This window comes from Chryseobacterium indoltheticum (assembly GCF_003815915.1).
Taxonomy (GTDB): Bacteria; Bacteroidota; Bacteroidia; order Flavobacteriales; family Weeksellaceae; genus Chryseobacterium; species Chryseobacterium indoltheticum.
This window is the reverse complement of the sequence record NZ_CP033929.1, coordinates 2,447,976-2,472,569: the sequence shown is the minus strand read 5'-3', so window position 1 is coordinate 2,472,569 and position 24,594 is coordinate 2,447,976. Positions and strand designations below refer to the sequence as shown.

The window sequence follows — 24,594 nt, the reverse complement described above, 5'->3', positions numbered from 1 at the left end:
TTATAAAAGATCAAGGGTAGGTAGCCGACCCTTGAAATTACCAATATTAATTACGTACTTGCTGTTATTGTTGCAACTGCCTTTAAAACCTGTACTGTTGTTGAAACCCAACAATTAAACTTACAAGCACCTCTACCTGGTTTTTTAGTTCCATCAGCATTAGTATATGTTGTATTACATCCCTGTATACAACTTGCGTGATCATGTTCACCAGCCCCTGCGGTAGTTGCTTGGACTTCATTATTAACCATTACTTCTAATTCCTCATCAGAAAGATTTAAATAATCAGAAAGATTTGGACTCATTACAATATCTGTGACAGCTTCGGAATTCTCATTAAAGGTAAACTCTACAGTTCCGGATATTTCGCCTTTTGCATTTGTACCACCTGGCAAAATGATGGTTTCTACTCTTTTTATTTCGTTTGTAACTTCTTCTCGTTGATTGCTCTCATTACAAGAAAACATCATCAAAGACATTACTAAGACAGAAAAAATACTTTTAAAATTTTTCATATTCTTTTTTTTTATTGTTAGTAATATTAATTTTCAAAATTTTGTGCACAATTTTAAAACATTACAAAACAAAGCAAAAAAAGAATAGTTTACAAACATTTTAGTGATTAATTTATTATGTTAAGTATCAGATAATCAGGTTTAAAAGATGCGTAATCTATTATGATTGTAAAAAAATCATTAACATTAAATCCAAAATTATGTTCTGTTAAAATTAAGTTTTTATATATATTTGTTTAAAAGACAAAAAGAATACATGAATAAACTTTCAGACAGAGTAAACAGATTGGGTTACTCCCAGACATTCGTCATGTCAAACAAAGCTAGAGAGATGAAAGCCAGCGGAATAGATGTGATTTCTTTAACATTGGGTGAGCCTGATTTTGATGTTCCCGATAATATTAAACAAGCTGCCTTTACGGCAATTAATGAAAATTACAGCCACTACTCGCCTGTTCCGGGATTTTTAGAACTTCGTCAGGCGATTTCAGAAAAATTAAAAAGAGATAACCAACTCGATTATAAACCTACACAGATTTGTGTTTCAAATGGAGCTAAGCAGGCAATTATCAACGTCTTAGCAGCGATTATCAATGATGGTGATGAAGTAATTCTCCCGACTCCTTTCTGGGTAAGCTACGATGAAATGGTAAAAATGATGGGCGGAAATTCTGTAATGCTTCCCACTTCTTATGTTACTGATTTTAAAATCACTGCAGAACAGTTGGATGAAGCGATTAATGAAAAAACAAAAGCCGTTCTTTTCAGCTCGCCTTGTAATCCTTCAGGCGGATATTATACGTATGATGAATTGAAATCTTTAGCGAAAGTTATTGCTAAATATCCTCATGTAACGATAATTTCTGACGAAATCTACGAATATATCAATTACGAAACTAAAACCACCTCGATCGCTCAGTTTCCGGAAGTTTATGAGCAAACTGCAGTCATTAACGGGATGTCTAAAGCTTTTGCAATGACAGGTTGGAGAATCGGCTATTCTGCTTGTCCGGAATGGTTGGCAAAAGCATGTGAAAAAATTCAGGGACAAATGACGAGCGGAGCGAATACTGTTGCTCAACGAGCTTCAATTGTTGCTTTAAAAACTGATCCTTCAGAATATAAATACATGATTGATGCTTTCAAAACAAGAAGAGATCTTGTGTACAGTTTGATGAAGGAAGTTCCTGGATTTAAAGTGCTTTTACCGAAAGCTGCTTTCTATTTCTTTCCGGATATTTCTCATTATATAGGAAAAACATTAGACGGAACCGAAATAAAAGATGCAGACGATTTTGCCATGTTTATTTTGGAAAAGGCTCATGTAGGATGTGTTGGTGGAGTTTCATTCGGTAGCCCGGAATGTATCCGGTTTTCTTATGCAGCTTCTGAAGACGATTTGAGAGAAGCGATGAGAAGAATAAAAGATTTACTAGCAAAATTTAATTAAACATAAATGAATTTATTTAAAAAAATTACAATTGTAACGAGCGTTGCAGCAGCAAGTTTTTGTGGATATGCACAGGCTCAGGATTTCCAATGGAAAGAAGGGAAATCAAATGGTTATACCTATAAATATGTAACCAATGATCCTACTTCTGCAAGATATTATAAGCTTAAAAACGGATTGACTGTCATTTTAAGTGCGACCAATAAAGAACCTAGAATTCAGACTTACATTGCGACAAAAGCAGGTAGTAAAACCGATCCGGCAAGCCACACTGGTCTTGCACATTATCTGGAACACATGCTTTTTAAAGGTACAGATAAGTTTGGTTCAAAAGATTGGGCAAAAGAAAAACCTCTTTTAGATAAAGTGGATGCTCTTTATGAGAAATACAATCAGACAAAAGACGAGACCAAAAGAAAAGAAATTTACAAAGAAATAGATAAGGTTTCGGGAGAAGCTGCAAACTATGCGATTGCCAATGAATACGATAAAATGATGTCAGGAATGGGCGCAGACGGAACGAATGCATTTACTTCTTTTGAGCAAACTGTTTATGTAGAAGATATTCCGGCTAATGCGGTTGATAAATTTCTCGCTGTACAGTTCGAACGTTTCAGAGCGCCTGTTTTAAGGCTTTTCCATACAGAACTTGAAGCAGTTTACGAAGAGAAAAACAGGACTTTGGATGATGATACAGACAAAGTATACGATAAAATATTTGAAACGTTGTTTCCGAATAACAATTATGGTAAACAAACGACAATCGGAAAAATCGAGCATCTGAAAAATCCTTCTTTAAAAGCAATTAGAGAATATTACGACAATTATTATGTTCCCAACAATATGGGAGTGATAATGTCGGGAGATTTTAATCCGGATGAGATGATTGCGAAAATCGATAAGGCTTTTTCTTACATGAAGTCTAAAGCCGTTCCGGAATACGTTGTAGGACAGGAAAAACCAATTTCTTCACCAGTTATAAAAGAAGTTGTAGGCCCTAATCCTGAAAGTGTAATGATGGGATTCAGATTTCCGGGAGCTACCACCAAAGACGCAAGGCTTTTAAATTTAATCGGAAATATGCTGACCAATGGCCAAGCCGGATTGATTGATCTGGATCTTGTGAAAAAACAAAAACTCTTTAATGCATATGCTTTTCCGTATGTTTTAAAAGATTATTCTGTTTTAATTTTACAAGGAAGACCAACCGAAGGTCAATCATTGGATGAAGTGAAAACTCTTCTTCTTCAGGAAATTGAAAAACTTAGAAAAGGTGAATTTTCTGATGATTTAATTCAGTCTATCGTTAATAATGAGAAGAAAAGTATCATTCAGAAAGATGAAAAATATTCTTCCAGAGCAAGCATCTTAATGGATGAATTTACCTCTGATATTGATCATAAAGCTTCTTTGGAATATTTAGAAGAAATCTCTAAACTTACCAAAAAAGATATTATGGATTTTGCATCTAAATATCTTCAGAATAATAATTATGTCGCAGTTTATAAGAAAAAAGGCGAAGATAAAAGTATTGTAAAAGTAGATAAGCCAACAATAACGCCGGTTTCTGTAAACAGAGAAGATAATTCTCCGTTTCTTAAAAAGATCCAGGAGATGCCGGAAAATACTATTTCGCCGGTTTGGTTAAATTTTGATAAAGATATTGAGAAAAGCAAAGTAAAAAGTGTAGATGTTCTTTCTGTAAAAAATACAGATAATGAGCTTTTCAGATTGTATTATTACTTCGATTCTGGAAAATGGAACAACAAAATGCTTCCTTTAGCTGCAGAATATTTACAATATTTAGGAACAAAAGATAAATCTTCTGAAGCCATAAGCAAAGAATTTTACAAATTAGCTTCAAGCTTTAACGTAAGCGCTGGTAACGAAGATACGTATGTTTCTTTAGAAGGTTTAAATGATAACTTTGATAAAACAGCAGATTTATTTGAAGATTTAATTAAAAACTGTCAGGCAGATGAAGCAGCATTAACCGCTTATAAAGCAAGATTGAAAAAAGCGAGAGCCAACGCAAAACAAAACAAAGGAACAATCATGAGTGGACTAAGAAGTTATGCTCAATATGGTTCTCAAAACCCTTTCAACAATGTTTTAACTGATGCAGAATTAGATGCTTTAAAAGCAGAAGATTTGGTGAATATCCTGCATGATTTATTTAATTATAAACACAAAATTCTTCACTACGGACCAAAATCTGCACACGGAGTTGCATCTTCTTTAACGCTGATTCATAAAGTTCCGGCAACGTTGAAAGAAATGCCGAAATCTAAAACTTTTGCGCAGATTCCTACCGATAAAAATAAAGTTTTGTTTGCCAATTATGACATGGTACAGGCAGAAATTTTCTGGGTAAGGAATGCAGATAATTATAACCCGGAACTTAGTCCGACAATAAGTTTGTTTAATAATTATTTTGGTGGCGGAATGGGATCTATTGTCTTCCAGACGATCAGAGAATCTAAAGCTTTGGCATATTCTACGTATTCATATTTCGGACAGCCAAACAAAAAAGAAAACAAAAATATGATTACTGCTTATGTAGGAACTCAGGCCGATAAATTGAATGAATCTACAACCGCAATGAATGAGCTTTTAACGACTCTTCCAAAATCTGAGCAGCTATTTGAAACCGCAAAAAGCGGATTAAGAAAAACAATCGCTGCAGAAAGAATTACACAAGACGGAATCATTTTTTCTTATTTATCAGCTCAAAAATTAGGTCTTGATTATGACAGAAGAAAAAGTGTCTATGATCAGTCTCCGAAAATCAGTTTTGCAGACATCAATACTTTCCATGATAATGAAATGAAAGGGAAAAATTACACGTATTGTCTTGTTGCTTCGCAAGATAAAGTAAAGGATGAAGATCTACTGAAATTAGGTGAACTTAAAAAATTAAGTCTTACAGAAATATTCGGTTACTAAAAACCAGAAAGAGCTTTGAAAGAAGCTCTTTTTTTATTTAATTGTAAAAACTATTATAGATTTTATTTATCGAAAGTTATTTTTTCAATAGACAAAACTGTGTATATTTGCACTGTAAAATTAATCAAATTAAAAAATTAGAAAATTATGTCTTTAGTAGGTAAAAAATTTCCAAACGTAACGATTGACGCAATGTCTGAAATGGGTGATGATCTTAGAATCAACATCTTTGAAGAAACTACAAAAAACCAACAAAAAGTGATTTTATTCTGGTATCCAAAAGATTTTACTTTTGTTTGCCCGACTGAGCTTCACGCATTTCAGGAAGCTTTAGGTGAATTTGAAAAAAGAAACACTAAAGTAATCGGTGCTTCTTGTGATACAAACGAAGTTCACTTTGCTTGGTTGAATGTTTCAAAAGACAACGGTGGTATTGAAGGAGTTACTTATCCGCTTTTAGCTGATACTCACAGACAATTGGCAAACTTATTAGATATTGTAGATCAGGATCTAGAGTTTGACGAAGAAGGAAATGAGTATTTCACAGGTTCAAATGTTACTTACAGAGCAACTTATTTGATCGACGAGACAGGAAAAGTATTCCACGAGTCGGTAAATGATATGCCTCTAGGAAGAAACGTAAAAGAATATTTAAGATTGATCGATGCTTATACTCACGTTCAGAAGCACGGTGAAGTTTGCCCTGCAAACTGGGAAGAAGGTAAAGATGCAATGAAAGCTGATAGAACTTCTACTGCTGAATATTTAGCGAAGAACTAATAAAATTAAGGTAACAATGTAGCAAAATATAATGTACCATTATAGCAATGTAGCAGTTTACCAATATTTAGGGTCTACTAAATTTAATTGTTACACTGGTAAATTATTAGATTGCTACATTGTTTATTTTTTATAAAAAAATAAACTTATGTATACAGAATTAACAGAAGATACGTTAAAAAATATCGTTAGCGACAATGAAAAAGTAGTCGTACAATACGGCGCAACATGGTGTGGAAACTGCAGAATTATGAAGCCTAAATTTAAAAAACTGGCAGCTGAAAACGACGCAATTCCTTTTCTATATGTAGATGCAGAAAAATTGCCGGAAAGCAGAAAATTAGCAAAAGTAGACAACTTACCTACTTTCGCAATTTTCAAAAACGGTGAATTGGTCAACCAAGTGCAGTCTAACCAGGCGGAAAGTTTAATTAACCTTTTTAATGAATTAGCATAATGAAGTTACCAGTAATCAGACAGTTTTTCCAAAACCAAACTCCGGAAAATTTAGAAAAAACTTTAGAGGTTTTAGAATCTTTCACAGAGTTTAGAGGAACTACAGAAGAAGATATGAATGTTGCAGGTGAATTGATTACCAATATCTGTGGCGCTTTGGAAGTTCATGCAAACGTACAAAACGGAATGAGTGAGAAAGATGCTTTAAACTCTTTTGCTCAAAAGGTTTTAGGGTCAATTGACAAGTAAATTTAAGATTGAAATATTTAAAAATTTCAATTATTATAAAAATATAAACTTTTTGAAGTTTCCCTATATTTTTTTAATAAAAAATCCCGATGAAAATACATCAGGATTTTTTGGGTTTATAAAAGTGAATTAAAATTTTGATTAAACTCATAATTTATAATTCATAATTTTTTAGTAAAACTAGCTTCTTCTGCTCATTAAAATGCTAAGAATATACCAAAACAGTAACATGATAGATGCGAAAAGCTGCAATGAAGCTCCCACATATTGATCCGTTACATACGCATCCTTTAATTTGCTGGTTTGATACAAAATAGTTGCTGAAGCTAAAATTACCATTCCTACAGAAAACCATAATCCAAGATTAAATCCGAAAATCATCCCCGCAACAATTAATCCTATGGCAATGAAGCCTCCGATTGTAATAATATTTCTAAGGAAAGAAAAATCTCTTTTAGAAGTAAATGCTACAGCCGAAATTCCTGCAAACATAGCTACAGTAAGTGTTGCAGCCTGAAAAATTACAGAACCTCCTGCATACACTACCGCAATATATATCAATGGTAAAAATATTACTGCTTCCAGAAGTACATAAAAACCTAACCCCAGATATTGAGTAGATTTACTTTGTGAAAGAGACCATTTGGTAGCTAAAAAAGATGCCAACCAAAATACACCGATAATCAAAAGCCAAAGATAACGCTGAGCAAACATTGCCAAAATTAATTGTTCTGGCACAATATTTAGCAAAACCGTCTCAACACCTATAAATGCTAGAATTGCAAAAGCAACATGCAAATAGGTTTTTTTGTAAAAACTAGCCTTTTCTACATCGGAAGAATGTGCGACTAAAACATCTGTCATCATAAGTTTTCTATTTATAATTTTTATTTTTTTATTTACTGTAACTCGGTTTTACACCTAGAATTTTACCGTCATTTTCAAAAATTACCGTAATGAAATCTTTTGGTGGATTAGATTGATCATCTGTATATTTATACTGAATAGCAGGATACGTTTGATTATCAAGCAATTTTTGATAGCCCGACTGATAAACTTCTGTTTTTCTTTCGAAGCTTATTCCGCCCGAAAGTTTCTGAATCATATTTTCGTCTACCAAACTCTTCACTTTTTCAGAAATCAGAGAACCCACCGCTTGTTTGTCTGCAGTTTTCAAGGCAGAAACAAATTTGGAGAACGACTGATTGTAAAATTCAATTTTATCCTTCGGAATAGAAGCCGAAATATCCATTGCAGGATTTTGAACTTCAACTTTTTTCACATCTTGTGCGAAAGCTGATGAGACTGAAAACAGGCAAAGAACAACGATTAATTTTTTCATATGTAGATGATATTGTTTTTATTTGTCATATGGAATCACCACAAAGAACGAGATTTATACGAAATTTAATCAAAAGTGATTTCATTTAGACAAGATTTAAATTTGGCTGACCTAATTTAAGCTAAATAAATTAAATAACCTCCAAAAACTTCATTGTATCTACATTATCTGCATAAGTATCCAATCCCGGGTTTTGTGCTTCACCAAATTGAATAGAATCAATTCCTAACTCTTCTTGTGCAACAACACATTGAATATTTTCTTCGTTTTCAGCAATGAAATTTTTCACTTCATCCAAAGAAGAATATCTGCTAAAATTAATCACAGAAAGCGGACTGAATAATTGAGCGTCTTCTTTCAGCATTACAAAATTATTATCCCAGAATTTATCTTGGTTTAGAAGGTAAACTGCTCTGTTGTAATCGTAATTATTAGCATATTTATTATGATTGATGATTTCTTTAAAATCTAAGAAACTCTCAAACAATCTGTCGATTACAAAATCCTGAGGAATGAAAATTCGGGTTACATTTCTGCATCCCAAGCCAAAATACTGGAAAATATCATGGGCCAAAAGCTTCAGCTCTTCTTCTGTTTCGTCACCTTTCAAAACCGCAACTGAAGTTCTGTTTTTACGGATAATACTTAGATGATTTTTAAAGTAATATTCCAGATATCTAGCTGTATTGTTGCTTCCTGTTGCTATTACAGCATCAAAATTCTCTAATCTTTCTACAAATTCAAAATCAATGGTTTCGTCAGAAAATTCTTTCCATTTTTTAAGTAAAAACGGAACCATTTGCTTGTCTTTTGATGACAGCTTAATCAATGGTATATGATTGCTTAAAATCACAGAAATTACATCGTGAAATCCTACCAAAGGAATGTTTCCGGCAAGAATTAAACCTACTTTTTTTGAAGTTTTCGATGGTGAATAGTTTTGCAACCATTCATTTATATTTTCCTTTGTCAGCAAATCTGCCCATTGTTTTAAGGCATACTTTTGATTATCAGCCGTAAACCATGGGTTTTCAATTTCTGATTTTTTCAATACTTGCTGAAATTCGACATCATTTTCATTATAATATTCGGAGTTTTTTGCTAAAAACTCTTTTATATAACCACTTAATTCATTTAGTCCTAAAACTCTTTTTTCGATATTCATAATTACTGCAAAATTGGGGAATATTTTGTAATTTTGTGCAAATTTAAAAAAAATTAGCGATGGCTATTAAAATAACTGATGAATGCATTAACTGCGGAGCCTGCGAACCGGAATGCCCAAACAATGCAATATATGAGGGGGCAGTAGATTGGAAAGCATCCGAAGGTACTGAGCTTTCAGGAACCGTAACCTTACCATCAGGTCTTACGGTTGATGCCGACTCACCACAGGAGCCTGTGAGTGACGATGTTTATTTTATTGTAACAGACAAGTGTACAGAATGTAAGGGCTTTCATGAGGAGCCACAGTGCGCCGCGGTTTGCCCGGTAGACTGCTGTGTTCCGGATGAAGATCATGTAGAGTCTGAAGAGGCTTTGCTTAATAAAAAAGCGTTCTTACACGGTGAATAAAAACTTCCGTCTCATAAATTATGAGACGGTTTTATTTTATATTTAAATTAAATCTCTTCAAAATAGTAATAATGAAACCGCAGATTTTGTCTATATTGAATAAAATTTGCAAAAACAACAAGTAAAATTATGAGCAAAAAGCACAATTTCAGCGCAGGACCATGTATCTTACCTCAGGAAGTATTTGAAAAATCAGCAGAAGCAATTTTAGATTTTAACGGGATTGGTTTATCTATTCTTGAGATCTCGCACAGAAGTAAAGATTTTGTTGCCGTAATGGATGAAGCTCGTGCGATTGTAAAAAGACTGATGAATCTGGGTGACGATTATGAAGTTTTGTATTTGGGAGGCGGTGCAAGTCTTCAGTTTGCAATGGTGCCTTACAATTTGATGAAAGTAGGTGGAAAAGCTGCTTATCTGGATACAGGAACTTGGGCTGCAGGAGCTATAAAAGAGGCTAAAAAAGTAGGAAGTGTAGATATTGTAGGTTCTTCAAAAGAAGAAAATTACTCTTTCATTCCTAAAGATTATAAAATAGGTGCAGAATACGATTATTTCCACTGCACATCAAACAATACCATCTACGGAACTCAAATGAAAACTTTCCCTGAAGTGGAAACCTTAATGGTTTGTGATATGAGTTCTGATATATTCTCAAGACAATTAGATTTTTCTAAATTTGATTTAATCTACGCCGGAGCTCAGAAAAATATGGGACCTGCAGGAGTAACTTTAGTGGTTGTAAAAAAAGAAATTCTTGAAAAATCAGAAAGAGAAAATATGCCTTCTTATTTCGATTATTCTCAGCATATTGCTAAAGAATCGATGTACAATACGCCACCGGTATTCCCTGTTTATGCATCTTTACTGACTTTACAGTATTTGGAGAAAAACGGAGGAATTGCAGCGGCAGAAGCAAGAAATGAAGCTAAAGCTAAATTATTATACGACGAAATAGATTCTAATCCTTTATTTGAAACGTTCTGTGTGAAAGAAGATCGTTCGCTGATGAATATTTCTTTCAAATTACTCGATGAAAGTAAAAAAGAAGAATTCGATGCTGCATGGAAAGCTGCCGGAATCAATGGGTTAAACGGACACAGAAGTTTGGGCGGTTACAGAGCAAGTATGTATAACGCATTGCCAATAGAAAGTGTGCAGGTCTTGGTAGATGTAATGAAATCTATAAAGTAATTAGCGGGTAAGAAATCAACAATTAAAAGATGTTTTTTCATTCTTTTAAATTTTCTTAATTTGCGAAACTATTAAATTCATCTTAAAAATATTAGATTAATAATAACAATGAGAGTTTTAGCCAACGACGGAATCTCCAAAGCCGGAGAACTAGCTTTAAAAGAAGCCGGGATAGAACTGCTTGACAACAGAGTTGCTCAGGATCACGTTATTAATTTTATTAATGAAAATAACGTAGATGTTCTTTTGGTGAGAAGTGCTACCAAAGTAAGACAAGATTTAATTGACGCTTGTCCCAATCTGAAAATAATAGGAAGAGGCGGAATCGGTATGGATAATATCGATGTTGAATATGCGATTGAAAAAGGATTATATGTGATCAATACCCCAACTGCTTCCTCAAAATCGGTGGCTGAATTGGTTTTTGCACATTTCTTTTCTTTAGCAAGATTTTTACATGAATCTAACAGACTTATGCCATTGGAAGGGGAAACTCATTTCAATGCGATGAAAAAATCTTTCAGCAAAGCATACGAACTTTCAGGTAAAACTTTGGGAGTAATTGGCTTCGGAAGTATTGGTCAGGAGGTGGTGAAAATGGGAATTTCTTTGGGAATGAAAGTAAAAGTTCTGACCAGAAAACCCAGAACAGAAGTTTTAGCCTTACATTTTTTCGACGGACAAACTTTAAATTTTGAAATTACTTCTACGAATAATACTGAAGAGTTTTTAAAAGATACCGATTTTATCAGCATCAATACGCCACAAACTGATGAGTATATCATTGATACTCCACAGTTTGAAAAAATGAAAGATGGTGTTTATATCGTCAATACTGCAAGAGGCGGCGTAATCAATGAAGTTACTTTGCTTGATTTTATAGAATCTGGTAAAGTTGCAGGAGCAGCGCTTGATGTTTTTGAAAACGAACCGTCACCTGAACTGATTTTATTGATGAATTCTAACCTGTCTCTTACACCACATTTAGGAGGTAATACGGTAGATGCGCAAGAAAAAATAGGTATTGAACTTGCCAATCAGATTATTGAAATTAAAAAGAAACTATAAATTATATATGCCAGTTTTTAAACCTTTCCGTGGAATACGCCCTCACAAAGACCATGAGGCAACGTTTCCTACTCATCCTTTAGATAATTTCACTCAGGCTGAAATTGCTGAAAAAGCACAAAAAGAAAAAACTTACATCAATATGATTAAACCCTATGTTGTAAGTAAATCTAAAGATGTCGACCGGAATTTAAGGAAAATACGTACTACTTTTGAAGAACTTCTGGAAGATAAAACCTTAGTTCAGGACAGCTCTGCCTATTATCTTTATGAGCAGATTTATCCGAATAAGCAGATATTCAGAGGGCTTCTTGGCTTGTCGAGTATTGAAGATTTCTGGAATGGAAAAATCAAAAGACACGAAAGTACCATTCCTCAGAGAAAAGAAAAGCTGGCGCATTATCTTGATAAAGTGAATCTTCAGGCAGAACCTGTTTTGCTGACTTATCAGTCAAATTCAAAAATTGAATTGCTGATGAATCATGAAGAAAAAAATGTTCCGATTTTCAATCATGTTGATACGATAGGGATCAGACATAAAATCTGGAGAATAGATAACCGTCTGAAACTGCAGCAGTTTAAAGAAGTAATCGATCAGATCGAGTCTTTTTATATTGCAGACGGTCACCACAGAATTGGTTCTACAGCACTTCACGCAAAGCGTCTTAAAGAAAAAAACAAGCGCCATAACGGAACTGAAGCCTATAATTTTGTGTATAGTTTTATCGTTTCCAATCAATCTATAAAAATTCACGATTACAACAGAATTCTGAGCAGTATCGGAGATTTATCTACTGAAGATTTCTTGAAGAAACTGGAAAAATATTTCCTTATTCACGAAAAAGACCAGACTCCGTACTACCCTTCTCAGAAATTCCATATTTCAATGTATTTGGATGGGAAATTTTATTCACTTCACGTAAAACACGATTTGCGTTCCCCGGAAATGTCACTTGATAATTTGGATCATCATATTTTAGATAAATATATCATTAAAGATATTCTGAATATTGAAGATTCTGACAGTTCAGATCAGATTACCTACGTGAAAGGAACATCAAATATTGAAGGAATTAAATTATTGAAAGAAAAAATCGACAATGGTGAAGGAAAAGTAGGTTTTGGAATCTATCCGGTAAGCTTTAATGACATGATTAAAATATCTGATTTAAAGTTGCGTATGCCTCCAAAATGTACATTTATTGAGCCTAAACTGGTTACTGCATTATTAATGTACGATATGAAGCCATAATTATCTATTTTTTATTTATTTTTATGCTCCGAAAAGAAAACGGTCAGTAAAAATGAAAAAAATCTTACTTATCATATTTCCACTCTTTTTGAGTGGATTTTTATTTTCTCAGAAAAAAACTCCTTCAAAAAAGGCAAAGCCAATCCCTAAATTCAATTACCACGAAGAATTTAAGAAAATCTCTGACGAAATTTTCGTTCACGGAACCGCTTACGACAATCTTGGTGAATTAACAAAAGGAATTGGATCAAGATTCAGTGCGACGCCGGGCTATACAAAAGCTACAGAATGGGCTGAAAAAAACTTAAAAGAAGCTGGTGCAGAAAATATCTGGAAACAGGAAGTAAGAGTTCCCATTTGGATCAGAGGAAAAGAATCTTTACAGATTAAAACTTCAAGCGGTGATTGGAAAAACATAAAAATGCTTTCTTTCGGAAATTCTGAAGGTACCAAAGGAAAAGATCTTACTGCTGATATTCTTTTGGTGAATAACGTTCAGGAATTGGTGAATCTGAGAATTGTAGATGCAAAAGATAAAATTATTTTTGTCAACTACCCTATCGACCCTACGATAATCAGCACAGTAGATTCTTACATGATTGCGGCAAAATCTAAACTTATTTCGGCATCCGTTATTGGTCAGAAAGGAGCAAAAGCTTTAATTATAAGATCATTAACAACAGCTTCTGATGATATTCCGCATGCGAAACAGGTTTATTACGAACCAGATGATAAGGCAAGAATACCTGCAATGACGATTGGCGCTCGTTCGGCAGATGAACTTGAAAGCCTTCTTAAAAAGACTTCTGTTAAAGCTAAAATTAATATGTCTGCCGAGTCAAAAGGTGAAACAATTAATCACAATATTATCGGTGAAATTCCCGGTAAAAAAGATTCTAAAGTAATTGTTCTCGGAGCACAGCTCGATTCTTGGGATTTTGCTGAAGGCGCTCATGATGACGGAACCGGAGTGGTACAGTGTATGGAAGTTTTGAGAACGTTTAAAGCTTTAGGTTACGACAACAATCATACGATAAGAGTTGTGCTTTACGCCAACAGTGAAAATGGCGGAATGGGTCGTGAAACCTATGCAATGAGTGTAAAAAAGAAAGAAGAAAAACATATTTTGGCTTTAGGAAGTGATTCCGGAGGATATTCTCCAAGAGGATTTTCTTTAGATATGTCGCCACAAAGAAGAAGGCTTATTTTCGAATGGAAAAACTACTTTCTACCTTACGGAATTTATGATTTTAACCAGACTTATGCAATTCAGGATATTGCACCATTAAAAAAACTGGATATTCCATTGGTTGAAATGGTGGTCGATACGCAACGCTATTTCGATTATCATCACTCTGAAAAAGATACTTTTGATAAAGTAAACAAAAGAGAATTATTGCTTGGAGCTGTTGCGATGACGCAGTTTGTTTTTATGATTGATAAGAATTGGTAGAAAATTATACTTTAAGTTATAAAAATCATTTCTAAAATAATATTAAAAGCCAAATCAAAAAAAAATATAATGGAAATCAATCAATTAGACTTAAAATTCGACTCTATAAATAACCCAAAACTTGGCGATCTTTATTCTCAGTTTCAGGAAATTTTAGAAAAACTTAACGATAAAAAATTACCTTCTGAATCGGTACATTATATTAATGATATTGTTGAACAAGCGAATTCAACAACATTACAGGATAAAGCATTGCTGAAGTTTTTAAAAGACAAGCAAAATCTCATCATAAAATATTTGGAAAAAGAACATAAAATCGTTCCTAAAGGTTACTATAAAAAACTTTGGTTAGCAGTAGGAATGACGGCTTTCGGCTTACCAATCGGAGTCGTTTTTGGTTTACTAATGAAAAATATGGGATTAATGGCAATAGGATTACCAATTGGTTTAGGTGTCGGAGCTGCAGTAGGTTCTTCAATGGATAAAAAAGCTTTGCAGGAAGGAAGACAGATTGATGTAGAGCTGAAATTTTAATTTTAAAATCTAAACAAAGTAGTAACTATGAAAAATATTCTATCAGCTGCGGTTGTCTTTTTAAGCTTAAACTTATTCGGGCAGACCAAAGAAGATTCTATACAATTCAGCAGAATTTCAACAGAAATTTTAAATAAAGGAAAATCTTACAATGAACTTAGAGATTTAACCAAAAATATAGGGCATCGATTGAGCGGTTCTGAAGCGTATGAAAAATCGGTAAAATGGACAGAACAAAAACTTAAAGAAGCCGGAGCCGACAAAGTCTGGCTGCAGGAAGTAATGATTCCCGTGTGGGAAAGAGGAAAAGAATCTTTAAAAATAAAAGCTCAAAACGGGAAATGGAAATCTCTAAAAATGCTTTCTCTTGGGAATTCTGAAGGAACAAAAGGAAAAGATGTTTCAGGAGAGATCATCATGGTGAAATCATTGGCGGAATATGACAAACTGAGTCCGGAACAGGTGAAAGACAAGATTGTTTTCTTTAATTATCCCTTCAGTCAGTCGTATGTTCAAACTTTCAAAGCCTACAGCGATGCGGCAATTTACCGTTCTACTGCGGCGGCTTTGACGGCAAAAAAAGGAGGGAAATTTGCCATTGTAAGATCGCTTTCTTCTGCTTTTGATGATGTTCCGCATACCGGAGCGATGAGATATGGTGATTCAGATAAAATTCCGGCTGTTGCCATTGGAAATACCACTGCAGATGAATTGGAAGCTCTTTTAAAATCCCAAAAAATCACCGCTAAACTCAATTCAAATTGCGGAATGAAAGCCGAAAAGCTCTCTCACTCGGTGATTGGTGAGATTACCGGAAATAAAGATAAAGCGTCATTGTTGTGGGCGGACATTTAGATTCGTGGGATGTTGGTGAAGGTGCTCATGACGACGGAGCCGGCATTGTACAGAGCATTGAAGTTTTGAGAACATTTAAAAATTTAGGCCTAAAAAATAATCATACGATACGAGTGGTTTGTTTTGCAAATGAAGAAAACGGTGTGAAAGGCGGTCAACAATACGGGAAAACAGTAAAAGAGAATAACGAAAAACATCTTTTTGCCTTAGAATCTGATGCGGGAGGTTTCTCTCCGAGGGGAATTGCTTTGGAAATGGACGCTGATAAAATCAATCAGATTACAAGCTGGTCTCCCCTATTTCTTCCTTACGGAGCTTATGATTTTGAAGGAAGATATTCCGGAACAGATATTTATCCTTTAAAAGATATGGGAATTCCTACTGCAGAACTCGTTCCGGATTCTCAGCGATATTTTGATATTCATCATACCGAAGAAGATACTTTTGAAAAAGTAAATCGCCGCGAATTGCTTTTGGGAGCTACAATTATGACGCAAATGATTTACATGATCGATAATAAGTGGTAAAATAGAAAGTCCTCAAATCGAGGACTTTTTTACTTAAATTGAGATAATATTTTTTTTACTGAATTTAAAACATTGTTATTTTGCCAATTAGCATCAAATTTTACCAATTGATTTTGGTGTGGAGGCATTATTATTTTTGCATGAAACATTGGCGAATTATCTTTAATTTTTTGATAATACTCAGGATCTAAATCTGACTTTTTTAAGTATTCAATTTCGATAATTGTTTTAGTATTTTTTGCTTTAAAAATATACAAGACTACATCGTAGAGATCGTCATTAAATTCAGCCAAAGTCTCAACAACTGAATTCAGGTTTTGAGGTGTTTTTTTTGAATTAATTTTTTGTTTTATTATTCTTAATTTATGTAAATTACTGTATTCTAAACTGTTTACATCAGTCAAAATATACTGGTAACGGTTTGTAATAATATTCCAACAATTTTTCTTAACTAATTCAAGCAGATGATCAGTAGTTATTTTAATGTTTTCTTCTAGAATTTCATTATCCATTTAGTCATCAAATAATTAAGAGTGAATAAAGGATGATATCACAAATATTCTTTTTTAGTAATTGTAAAATCTAAAACTTTTCCGTCTCTTTTCACCTTTACATCAATAGAATTCTGATCTCTTTCTATGCGATTTTGCAGATATTTACAAACAGAATCTTTATCCAGATTTTCTAAACTTACGTTGTTAATGCTCAGAATTTCATCGTCAATTTTCAAAGGAACATCATTTCCGCTAAATAGCAATACAACTTTTGCTTTTTGATCGATAAAACGGTATCCAAAACCGAAAGATTCCAATTTTGCAGGATAATTTTTAATTCTATTTAAATATATTTTATTGTTTTTCCAATCCATTATAAATCTGAATTTTTTCAGAAATTCGTTTCCCAGCAGACTTGAAGAGCCGGTAGAGACAATTTCATCTTCAAATTTTTGTTCATCCAAAAGAACATTTTCTGGTTTAAAATAATAGGAACTTTCGTGTTTTCCTGCTCCAAAAGCTCCTACAGAAGCAGTTCCGTACGTTTCAACAGATTTTACTTTAGCATTTGTGGGATCATATTCTGTGTTAGAAATTCTAAAGGTCCCTGTAAAACCGGTATCAAAAGTAAGATTTATCTTTTCATCTAATATCTGAGCTTTTATAACAGGCGTTTTTTGGGGTTTAGGATCGAAAGAAAATACCGTTTCATAGCCTTCTTTGGAAAAGTTTGTCAGATCTTTAGTCGCTTCTAATAAGTTTTCAGAATAATTGATTCTCCAGAAAAGTTTTGCCATTTGATTGGCTCCAATAATGCCGTCAATCTTAAAGCATTCAAATTCAACTCCCTTTAAATCCATCACAATGGCACCAATATTTTTGAAAGTAATTTGATCAATTTTCATTTCGGGTATTACCGTAAAAATCTGTTCCTGTTTATTTTTTTTGGAATCTGTGACTTTACTGCGATGTTTTTTCTTAAGATTTAGCTCGCTGTAAATTGAGGTAGAAATCACAGTCGGAGCGCCACTATCGAAAAGAAACTGATATATTTTTCCGTTGATATTTACTTTTACAAAAGGTAATTCGTTGGTATACGTCAGATTAATTTTTTCAACAGAATTCTGCAGTTCGGCTTCACCATTTTCGAAAAATCTTTTCCCTTGTGCTGAAACTGTAATTGTGAATAGTATTAAAATAGCGAGTATATATTTTTTCATATTTATTTTCTATAAAAATAGTATTTTATCGCCGATACAGCCAAATGATTGCATTAAATAGATTACAAGCTTTTGTCTTCAAACATTTTAATCATTTTCTTTTCGCCTTACTTTTAATTTAAATCAAATACGGTTTCCCGTAAAAAAAGTGTGTATGGTTTGCCTATTATTGCAACATAAAACGAATAACCATGGAAATTTTTCTCATTTTATTTTTGGTTGGATTGGCTGTGTATTTCTACACAAGATCTAATAAACTAAAGACCGAAATTAAAAACAAAGACCTTAAAATTAATGATTTAACAAAAATTATTAATCAGTTTCAATCTGAAATATTAAAATACCAGAATGAAAATAATTCTTTAAAAACAAACCTTCAGTCTGCAAAAAAAGACTTGTCTTATATTCAGATTACCAATCGGGAATTAAAAGATAAAATTGCTGAGCTAAGCAAATATCAAAACATTATCGATGTGAAAATTGAATGTGAATATCTGCTTAAAAAAGCTCAGAAAGATTATGAAAAACTGAGAGAAAGAGGTAATCTGGAATTATCTGAAGCTCAGGAAAGCGCAAAAGAATCACGAAGAAACATTAAAGAGCTGAGCGAAAAGAAGCAAAGAGAAATTGAACTTTTGTATGAAAATGCAGTACGAGAATCTACAAGAATCATCAATCAAGCTGAAAACAAAGCAGAAACTATCGGCGGCGATGCATACAGAAGCCTTAGAGAAGCTGATGAAATTGCAAGCAGAATCCAGGCAATGAAAAACGTTATTAAAGGTTACGGAAACGAATATCTTGTACCGAGCTACACTCTTCTTGATCAGCTAGCTGAAGATTTCAGCCATAAAGACGCAGGTGAAAATCTCAAAAAGCTTCGTCAGAATAATAAAATGATGATCGTCAACCGACAAGCCGGAATCTGTGAATATATGGACAATGAAAGAAAAAAAACGGCTGTAGATTTTGTGATTGATGCTTACAACGGAAAGGTAGACTCTATTTTGTCAACCGTGAGAAAAGATAATTATGGAATTTTGAAACAGAAAATCGAAGATGCTTTTCAGTTGGTTAATTTTAACGGAAAAGCTTTCAGGAATGCAAGAATTTCAGATGTTTATCACCAGGCGAGGCTTGAAGAACTTAAATGGGCAGTTGTAGCACAGGAATTACGGGCCACGGAACTCGAAGAGCAAAGGCAAATTCGTGAACAGATCCGTGAAGAAGAGAAAGCCCGAAAGGAGTTTGAAAAAGCAATAAAAGATGCCGAAAAAGAGGAACAAACTTTAAAACGTTTAATTGAAAAAGCCGAAGCACAAGTTTCCATAGCCAATGAAGCACAAAAAGCTGTGTTTCAGCAAAAACTTGAGGAGCTACAAGGAAAACTAGAGCAGGCAGAAGAAAAAAATCAAAGAGCTATCTCAATGGCTCAACAGACAAAAACCGGAAATGTATATGTCATTTCAAACATCGGTTCTTTTGGAGAGCATGTTTATAAAATTGGGATGACGAGACGTTTAGAGCCTTTAGACCGCGTTCGTGAATTGGGAGATGCAAGTGTTCCTTTTGAATTTGATGTACATGCAATGATTTATTCAGAGGATGCTCCCGCTTTAGAAAGGCAGTTACATAAGCAGTTTCTTAAAAATCAACTTAATAAAATAAATCCTAGAAAAGAATTTTTCAGACTTAATTTAAGTGATCTGAAAAATCATCTTGAAATTATCGGAATCAATTGTAAATGGACACTTTTGGCAGAAGCAAAGCAATATAGAGAAACGCTGAAGCTTGAGGAAGAAATGAAAACCGATAAAAACCTCGAAGCTGAATGGGAACGTTATCAGAAAACAGCAGATCCCGTAAGCTATGAAGAAATCATTGAAGAAGTTTCTGTTTGATAACCAATTCATTGTTTGAGCATTAGCGAAAAATTGCGATAATTTTCAATTTTTTCTTTGTCGGAATAAAAAAACGTTTTATATTTGCACCACTGAAAACAACGATACAATCGGAGTTTTTGGAGAGATGGCAGAGTGGTCGATTGCGATAGTCTTGAAAACTATTGACTGTAACAGGTCCGGGGGTTCGAATCCCTCTCTCTCCGCCAGTTGGGGAACCAAAATAAGCTAAAACGCTATAAACATCAATGTTTACAGCGTTTTTTGTTTTTGCGCTAGTATTAAAAAAAATCAAAATAGGTCAAGATTTATATGACCTATTCCGTGACCCATTCTGAAAATTTGAAAATAGGTCACGAAAAACTCAGGGAAGCCTGACCAATAGCAGTTTAACGCTTGTACAAAGCACCTATATTCGTTTGAGAATCTTTACATCCCTACTCTGTTGTATTTTTTGAACGCTCTGCCTCATCGGTGGTTATTATACCGCTATCGAAGTCTATCGAACAACCGTCAGTAAGAATATGTACCTGAAGATTTTCAGCATATACAGGCTCGCCCTTTTCTGCTGTAGAAACATTAGTCTGCTTAATGTTTTTAGCGGATATCACCAACACCATCCCTGAGCCTTTACATTTTGCACGATGTCCTTCTTCGATAATAAGTGCTGTATCTTCTCCCAAGCCAATTCCCCAATGATCAGGATGCAGAATTGAAGCATGAGCTAATCTGCTGAATCTGCCTCTGTGCACAAAGTGGGTATCTACGATACAATGATCAATGAGCCCCAGGCCTGGCAGTATTTTAATATCCTCATCGAGAATAGCTTCTCCATTTACAGCATCGCTGATTATGATGTCGGGCATGCACATAGCTCCGGCGCTAGTTCCTGCAACAAGAAAACCTTCTTCATTTCTATATTTATGAAGTATCAGTTCGTTAATTGATGAATTTTTTAGTTCTTCACAAATTTTGTTTTGGTCTCCTCCTGTAAAAAATATAGTTTTAGCCGCTTCTACACGTTTAAAATAATGATCGGAATGCAATTGCTGATCACACAAATGGAGGAAATCGTAATTGGTAAAACCAAGCTCATCGAAAGTCTCGGTGTATGTCTTTCGCATGCTTTCCGGCTCTGAGCTTGCCGTTGTTACGACTTCAATGCGATCATTTTTGTCTTGTATCAGTAATTTTAAAATTTCATGAGGTATAAAATCACGATTTTTCTTTTCCATCTCATTATTTGTATCACTTCTGTCTTCACTGCCACCGATTAGTAATAATTTTCCTTTTGAAATCATAATTATATTTGCTTTATAGGTTAGTATCTTTTTTTTAAATTAAATAGAGTAAAAGTGCATTTAACAGTTTTGTTTCAGACTCCAGGTGAAGCTGAATTATTAACCAATTAAAAAAGACCTTAATTTTCCGTGGATTTCTTACAAGGATCATCAGCAAAATAACAGTTGCAGCTCCAACATTAAATACGAGTCTGGAAATTTCGGTAAAGTCGATTTTTGGCATTGAAATAATGCTATTAGTAAGAATTATAATAAGAGAAGCAAAAACAGAATGTTTGCCGTTTCCACACAAGGCAGAGCCCGAAAACCTTTCAAAAAAGCTTTTTTTCATATAAATTGTAATTTGTTGGTGATCATAAATAGCTATCAGCTAATGCTGAACTAAATATTAATATGAAATAACAAATTTTTGATATAAACTTTTTATGATTTAAATCAATCAAGAGCGTCGCCTACAGCTTTCTATTCCTCATGCAGGTCTATTAGAGAGTTGGTAAAGCTTTTCCGTTGTATTTTTACTTCCCTGCAATTGCTAGTAAAGCAGTAACAATATTCTTGATTTTTAAAAAAAATCCGTCCGAAGATTTGGCGTTTCGTTTCTTCTGTACACAGCAACTTTTATTTTTCTGTCTTGTCTGCAGACTATAAATATTCATGTAGAATGTCTGTAAAATGCTAGGTGCGATTTTTATTCCCGCCAGGCAAAGATGAACGTGCAAAACAATACTCCGAAGAGCTGTATAAAATAGTAAAATAAAAAAAATACATCTATGATTTGAGCCATATCCCTTTATTATTGTTATATCTATTTTTGTAAATATTGAGACGTAGAAATACGCAACAATTTTTTTCATCATTTGTGTTTTTTACCCTTCTCTTCGGAGAAGGGTTTCTTTTTGATACGTTGAGAACAGAATCAGAACAGAAGAATTAGGTGCTTTATCATATAAAATTAAATTTTATCATTTCTGTGACTAACATCATAAAATTTTTAATAATTTCCTGCTTATGTTTGATTTACCAAATCAAAATTTATGAAAAACATAGCGCTGTTATTTACGGCACTGTCTACTGCAGTTGCCTGTACCAAATCTGAAACGCAATATTACAATCAGGAAAATAAACGACAGACTGTAAACAACAGACAGTCTGATACCATTAAAACCTTAACGGAAACCTCAGATACTATACAAATGGGAGCAGAAAAGGTTGATCTTAAAACAGATAACGAGTAACCTAATTTCAGAAACTATGTATCCAAAAGGTAAACTTATATTATTAGGTCAACTTATTGACACTCAATATAACGACAACGGTGAATTGGTTGTAAAACAAAATCATGGGCGGAGCTTATTTTCATGCATTTCCCTTAAAAAAGAAGCGCATATCGAAATCATTACCTCTTTACCATCATCTGATGAATCTCTTAAAGTGTGTTGTGATGCAATTAGCGAAAAAGGGCATACAAATTATGGCATCATCAGTATTCATAAAGAATGCAACGATAACAACGGCTATTACTCACGCATAGCTGAAGCAGATATCATTATTCTTCTGGGGAATCAATCTGAAATACACACCTTTTTAAGTAAAAACTCAATTGGTGAGCTTTTACATAATAAATACATGACAGACGAAAAATTTACACTGGTCGGAATTCATACCGCAGCTATGGCATTATCTGATGAGATGATCAGTAAAAAATGCACAGAAAAAGGATTAGGTTTCGTTAAAAAATGTGTTATTTATACTCCAACAGAAGAGCAAACCGATTATAAGAAACTGATAAAATCTATACTCACTCAAAGGAACTATTTGGGGCTGTCAATTCGTGGGGGAATGTCGGTGATTATTGAAAAAGGTTATCAAGCTGTGTGCAAAGGCAAAGGATCTGCAATGATTATTAATGCAAGAGCAGTGACGGCAAAAAGCATGAAGCCTTTCATCCGTGGGGCATCAATCTATGTTAAAAACCTTAAAGGCCAGATCCTTGTCGACGGATCAGCAGTAGATCTTCGTACAGGTACGCTGATAAAGCCCCGTGCTTTTAGCTACGATTTAAATTTTACAAAAAGAAATAATCCCGTTTGAAAAAATGTTTCTTAGTTTACAATTTTGACAATAATTAAAATACATAAACGTACCATTCTTTACTCACTGAGCATATTTTAAATTTGGCTGTAATAATGATCAACGTTTGCGATTGTTTGATCTAATTTAATATTTTATTAAAAATTTAATATTTAATTAGAATAATTTTTCTTTTTCCACGTTATAATTGTTATTCAATTGTAGTCAATCAACAAATCTTATCATTCTTAGCTCCGTTCGTCGTACTTTTGCACAAGCGCCCAACTGAGGAACGTATCCAAAAAATCCTTTATGAAATTATATTCAGTAGTAGAAATTAATGCCTTGTTACAGGGATGTATCATAGGCGATACTTCATATTCTGTATCCTCTCCTGAGCAAATAGAACATGCCGATCATAGCCAGATTACCTTTATAGGAAGCAAAAAATACGAGAAACTATGGGCCGGCAGTAAGGCATCAATAGCTATTGTGAACAATGATATTTCTATTAGTCCCGGTGAGAATAGGGCATTTATAAAAGTTGCTAATGCAGATCTTGCGATGTGTCAGATTCTGGAATTATTTGCGCCTGTTTATGAACAAAGTGATATTGATATCCACCCTTCTGCATCGGTTCATCCTACTGCTATCATTGGTCATGGTACACGAATTGGCGCCGGAGCATACATTGGGCCTAAAGTAAAATTAGGCGATCATGTGATTATTTATCCTAATGCTACCATTTTAGATCATAGCACTGTCGGTACAAACAGTACGGTATGGAGTGGTGTCGTGATCAGAGAAAATTGTCATATAGGTGCAAACACTATACTACATCCCAATGCTACGATCGGCGCCGATGGATTTGGTTTTAGGCCGTGCCCGGAAAGAGGACTTGCAAAAATTCCGCAAATTGGTAATGTTATCATTGGCGACTGGGTAGAAATTGGTGCTGGTGCATGTGTTGACCGGGGTAAATTCAGTTCGACCATTGTTGGTGATGGCTGTAAGATTGATAATCTTGTTCAGATTGGTCACAACAGTATTCTGGGTAAGTTTTGTATAATTGCAGGTAACAGTGGCCTTGCGGGCAGCGTTACGTTAGGTAATGGTGTTGTTATTGGCGGCGGTGCTTCTATTAAAGATCATACCACAATTGGGGATGGTGCAACTATAGGCGCAGGATCTGGTGTTGCGGGTGATGTACCTGCCGGTAAAACCTATCTTGGTTATCCTGCTGCTGAAGCAAGGACTACTCTAAAGCAATGGGCTTCTCTTAAAAAACTCGCTGTAAACAGTTAACATAAAACATTACAATTGAAATCCTTATATTTTTAAGTATTGATTTTTATAAGACTTTACAATGTATTAGATAGACATATAGGATTTCATTATACAATGATTTAATA

Annotated in this window: 24 protein-coding genes and 1 tRNA gene; 18 read left to right on the top strand and 7 right to left on the bottom strand. The window is 34.1% G+C overall.

Annotated features, from left to right (window positions below; translation table 11 throughout):
• Window positions 1-50: 50 nt before the first annotated feature.
• On the bottom strand, window positions 51-515 hold the full coding sequence (locus EG358_RS11410) for a hypothetical protein (RefSeq protein WP_076558154.1): 465 nt from the start codon (window positions 513-515) through the stop codon (window positions 51-53).
• A gap of 256 nt (window positions 516-771) precedes the next feature.
• Here EG358_RS11410 and EG358_RS11405 point away from each other — a divergent pair, with 256 nt between their 5' ends.
• The 5 genes from EG358_RS11405 (at window position 772) to EG358_RS11385 (ending at window position 6,396) form a co-directional block, all read left to right on the top strand.
• Entirely contained in the window at window positions 772-1,965 is a 1,194-nt protein-coding gene (locus tag EG358_RS11405; RefSeq protein ID WP_076558152.1) for a pyridoxal phosphate-dependent aminotransferase, read from the top strand.
• Window positions 1,966-1,971: 6 nt separating this feature from the next.
• Complete coding sequence (locus tag EG358_RS11400; RefSeq protein WP_076558150.1) at window positions 1,972-4,911, top strand: M16 family metallopeptidase; 2,940 nt, start codon at window positions 1,972-1,974, stop codon at window positions 4,909-4,911.
• A gap of 147 nt (window positions 4,912-5,058) precedes the next feature.
• Window positions 5,059-5,691, top strand: coding sequence for a peroxiredoxin (locus EG358_RS11395; protein WP_047443907.1), 633 nt, complete (start codon window positions 5,059-5,061; stop codon window positions 5,689-5,691).
• A 148-nt stretch (window positions 5,692-5,839) separates the two neighbouring features.
• On the top strand, window positions 5,840-6,148 hold the full coding sequence (locus EG358_RS11390) for a thioredoxin family protein (RefSeq protein WP_076558147.1): 309 nt from the start codon (window positions 5,840-5,842) through the stop codon (window positions 6,146-6,148).
• Window positions 6,148-6,396 (top strand): DUF6952 family protein, encoded by a 249-nt coding sequence (locus EG358_RS11385; protein WP_072959348.1) that lies wholly within the window; start codon window positions 6,148-6,150, stop codon window positions 6,394-6,396. Before EG358_RS11390 ends, EG358_RS11385 begins: the two co-directional genes overlap by 1 nt.
• Window positions 6,397-6,576: 180 nt before the next feature.
• Here the strand turns inward: EG358_RS11385 and EG358_RS11380 are convergent, their stop codons facing one another.
• From EG358_RS11380 to EG358_RS11370, 3 genes are all read right to left on the bottom strand, one after another.
• Complete coding sequence (locus EG358_RS11380; protein ID WP_076558144.1) at window positions 6,577-7,263, bottom strand: Bax inhibitor-1/YccA family protein; 687 nt, start codon at window positions 7,261-7,263, stop codon at window positions 6,577-6,579.
• Window positions 7,264-7,291: 28 nt separating this feature from the next.
• The gene (locus tag EG358_RS11375) at window positions 7,292-7,738 is read right to left on the bottom strand and encodes a hypothetical protein (RefSeq protein WP_076558141.1); all 447 of its coding nucleotides are present in this window, start codon (window positions 7,736-7,738) and stop codon (window positions 7,292-7,294) included.
• A 130-nt stretch (window positions 7,739-7,868) separates the two neighbouring features.
• Window positions 7,869-8,903: an acyl-CoA reductase gene (locus tag EG358_RS11370; protein WP_076558138.1), complete on the bottom strand. Its 1,035-nt coding sequence runs from the start codon at window positions 8,901-8,903 to the stop codon at window positions 7,869-7,871.
• 59 nt (window positions 8,904-8,962) lie between these two features.
• On the opposite strand from EG358_RS11370, the gene EG358_RS11365 reads away from it, so the two are divergent.
• The 8 genes from EG358_RS11365 to EG358_RS19955 all read left to right on the top strand — a co-directional run bounded on the left by EG358_RS11365 (window position 8,963) and on the right by EG358_RS19955 (window position 16,196).
• On the top strand, window positions 8,963-9,313 hold the full coding sequence (locus EG358_RS11365; protein WP_047443901.1) for a 4Fe-4S binding protein: 351 nt from the start codon (window positions 8,963-8,965) through the stop codon (window positions 9,311-9,313).
• Window positions 9,314-9,442: 129 nt separating this feature from the next.
• On the top strand, window positions 9,443-10,507 hold the full coding sequence (gene serC / locus EG358_RS11360) for a 3-phosphoserine/phosphohydroxythreonine transaminase (protein WP_076558135.1): 1,065 nt from the start codon (window positions 9,443-9,445) through the stop codon (window positions 10,505-10,507).
• A 108-nt stretch (window positions 10,508-10,615) separates the two neighbouring features.
• Complete coding sequence (locus EG358_RS11355; protein WP_076558132.1) at window positions 10,616-11,575, top strand: D-2-hydroxyacid dehydrogenase; 960 nt, start codon at window positions 10,616-10,618, stop codon at window positions 11,573-11,575.
• Between the two features lie 7 nt (window positions 11,576-11,582).
• Window positions 11,583-12,827, top strand: a complete 1,245-nt coding sequence (locus EG358_RS11350; protein ID WP_076558810.1) for a DUF1015 domain-containing protein — start codon at window positions 11,583-11,585, stop codon at window positions 12,825-12,827.
• Window positions 12,828-12,879: 52 nt separating this feature from the next.
• On the top strand, window positions 12,880-14,280 hold the full coding sequence (locus EG358_RS11345) for a M28 family peptidase (RefSeq protein WP_083676984.1): 1,401 nt from the start codon (window positions 12,880-12,882) through the stop codon (window positions 14,278-14,280).
• A gap of 69 nt (window positions 14,281-14,349) precedes the next feature.
• The gene (locus EG358_RS11340; protein ID WP_076558129.1) at window positions 14,350-14,814 is read left to right on the top strand and encodes a hypothetical protein; all 465 of its coding nucleotides are present in this window, start codon (window positions 14,350-14,352) and stop codon (window positions 14,812-14,814) included.
• A 27-nt stretch (window positions 14,815-14,841) separates the two neighbouring features.
• Window positions 14,842-15,669 (top strand): zinc-binding metallopeptidase family protein, encoded by an 828-nt coding sequence (locus tag EG358_RS19960; RefSeq protein WP_317043400.1) that lies wholly within the window; start codon window positions 14,842-14,844, stop codon window positions 15,667-15,669.
• Window positions 15,654-16,196, top strand: a complete 543-nt coding sequence (locus EG358_RS19955) for a M20/M25/M40 family metallo-hydrolase (RefSeq protein ID WP_317043399.1) — start codon at window positions 15,654-15,656, stop codon at window positions 16,194-16,196. Before EG358_RS19960 ends, EG358_RS19955 begins: the two co-directional genes overlap by 16 nt.
• A 29-nt stretch (window positions 16,197-16,225) precedes the next feature.
• Here the strand turns inward: EG358_RS19955 and EG358_RS11330 are convergent, their stop codons facing one another.
• Both EG358_RS11330 and EG358_RS11325 read right to left on the bottom strand, forming a co-directional pair.
• The gene (locus EG358_RS11330) at window positions 16,226-16,708 is read right to left on the bottom strand and encodes a hypothetical protein (RefSeq protein WP_076558126.1); all 483 of its coding nucleotides are present in this window, start codon (window positions 16,706-16,708) and stop codon (window positions 16,226-16,228) included.
• A 38-nt stretch (window positions 16,709-16,746) separates the two neighbouring features.
• A complete protein-coding gene (locus EG358_RS11325; RefSeq protein WP_076558124.1) occupies window positions 16,747-17,910 on the bottom strand; it encodes an aspartyl protease family protein in 1,164 nt (387 codons plus the stop codon).
• 191 nt (window positions 17,911-18,101) lie between these two features.
• Here EG358_RS11325 and EG358_RS11320 point away from each other — a divergent pair, with 191 nt between their 5' ends.
• Together EG358_RS11320 and EG358_RS11315 are read left to right on the top strand one after the other, a co-directional pair.
• The gene (locus EG358_RS11320; RefSeq protein ID WP_083676983.1) at window positions 18,102-19,811 is read left to right on the top strand and encodes a DUF4041 domain-containing protein; all 1,710 of its coding nucleotides are present in this window, start codon (window positions 18,102-18,104) and stop codon (window positions 19,809-19,811) included.
• A 121-nt stretch (window positions 19,812-19,932) separates the two neighbouring features.
• A tRNA-Ser gene (locus EG358_RS11315) sits at window positions 19,933-20,020 on the top strand.
• A gap of 228 nt (window positions 20,021-20,248) precedes the next feature.
• Here the strand turns inward: EG358_RS11315 and EG358_RS11310 are convergent.
• A complete protein-coding gene (locus EG358_RS11310; protein ID WP_262696885.1) occupies window positions 20,249-21,046 on the bottom strand; it encodes a cyanophycinase in 798 nt (265 codons plus the stop codon).
• A 1,100-nt stretch (window positions 21,047-22,146) separates the two neighbouring features.
• On the opposite strand from EG358_RS11310, the gene EG358_RS11305 reads away from it, so the two are divergent.
• The 3 genes from EG358_RS11305 to lpxD all read left to right on the top strand — a co-directional run bounded on the left by EG358_RS11305 (window position 22,147) and on the right by lpxD (window position 24,487).
• The gene (locus EG358_RS11305) at window positions 22,147-22,347 is read left to right on the top strand and encodes a hypothetical protein (protein WP_076558115.1); all 201 of its coding nucleotides are present in this window, start codon (window positions 22,147-22,149) and stop codon (window positions 22,345-22,347) included.
• A gap of 16 nt (window positions 22,348-22,363) precedes the next feature.
• Entirely contained in the window at window positions 22,364-23,203 is an 840-nt protein-coding gene (locus EG358_RS11300; RefSeq protein ID WP_076558113.1) for a hypothetical protein, read from the top strand.
• 291 nt (window positions 23,204-23,494) lie between these two features.
• Window positions 23,495-24,487, top strand: coding sequence for a UDP-3-O-(3-hydroxymyristoyl)glucosamine N-acyltransferase (gene lpxD / locus EG358_RS11295; protein ID WP_076558110.1), 993 nt, complete (start codon window positions 23,495-23,497; stop codon window positions 24,485-24,487).
• Window positions 24,488-24,594: the final 107 nt, after the last annotated feature.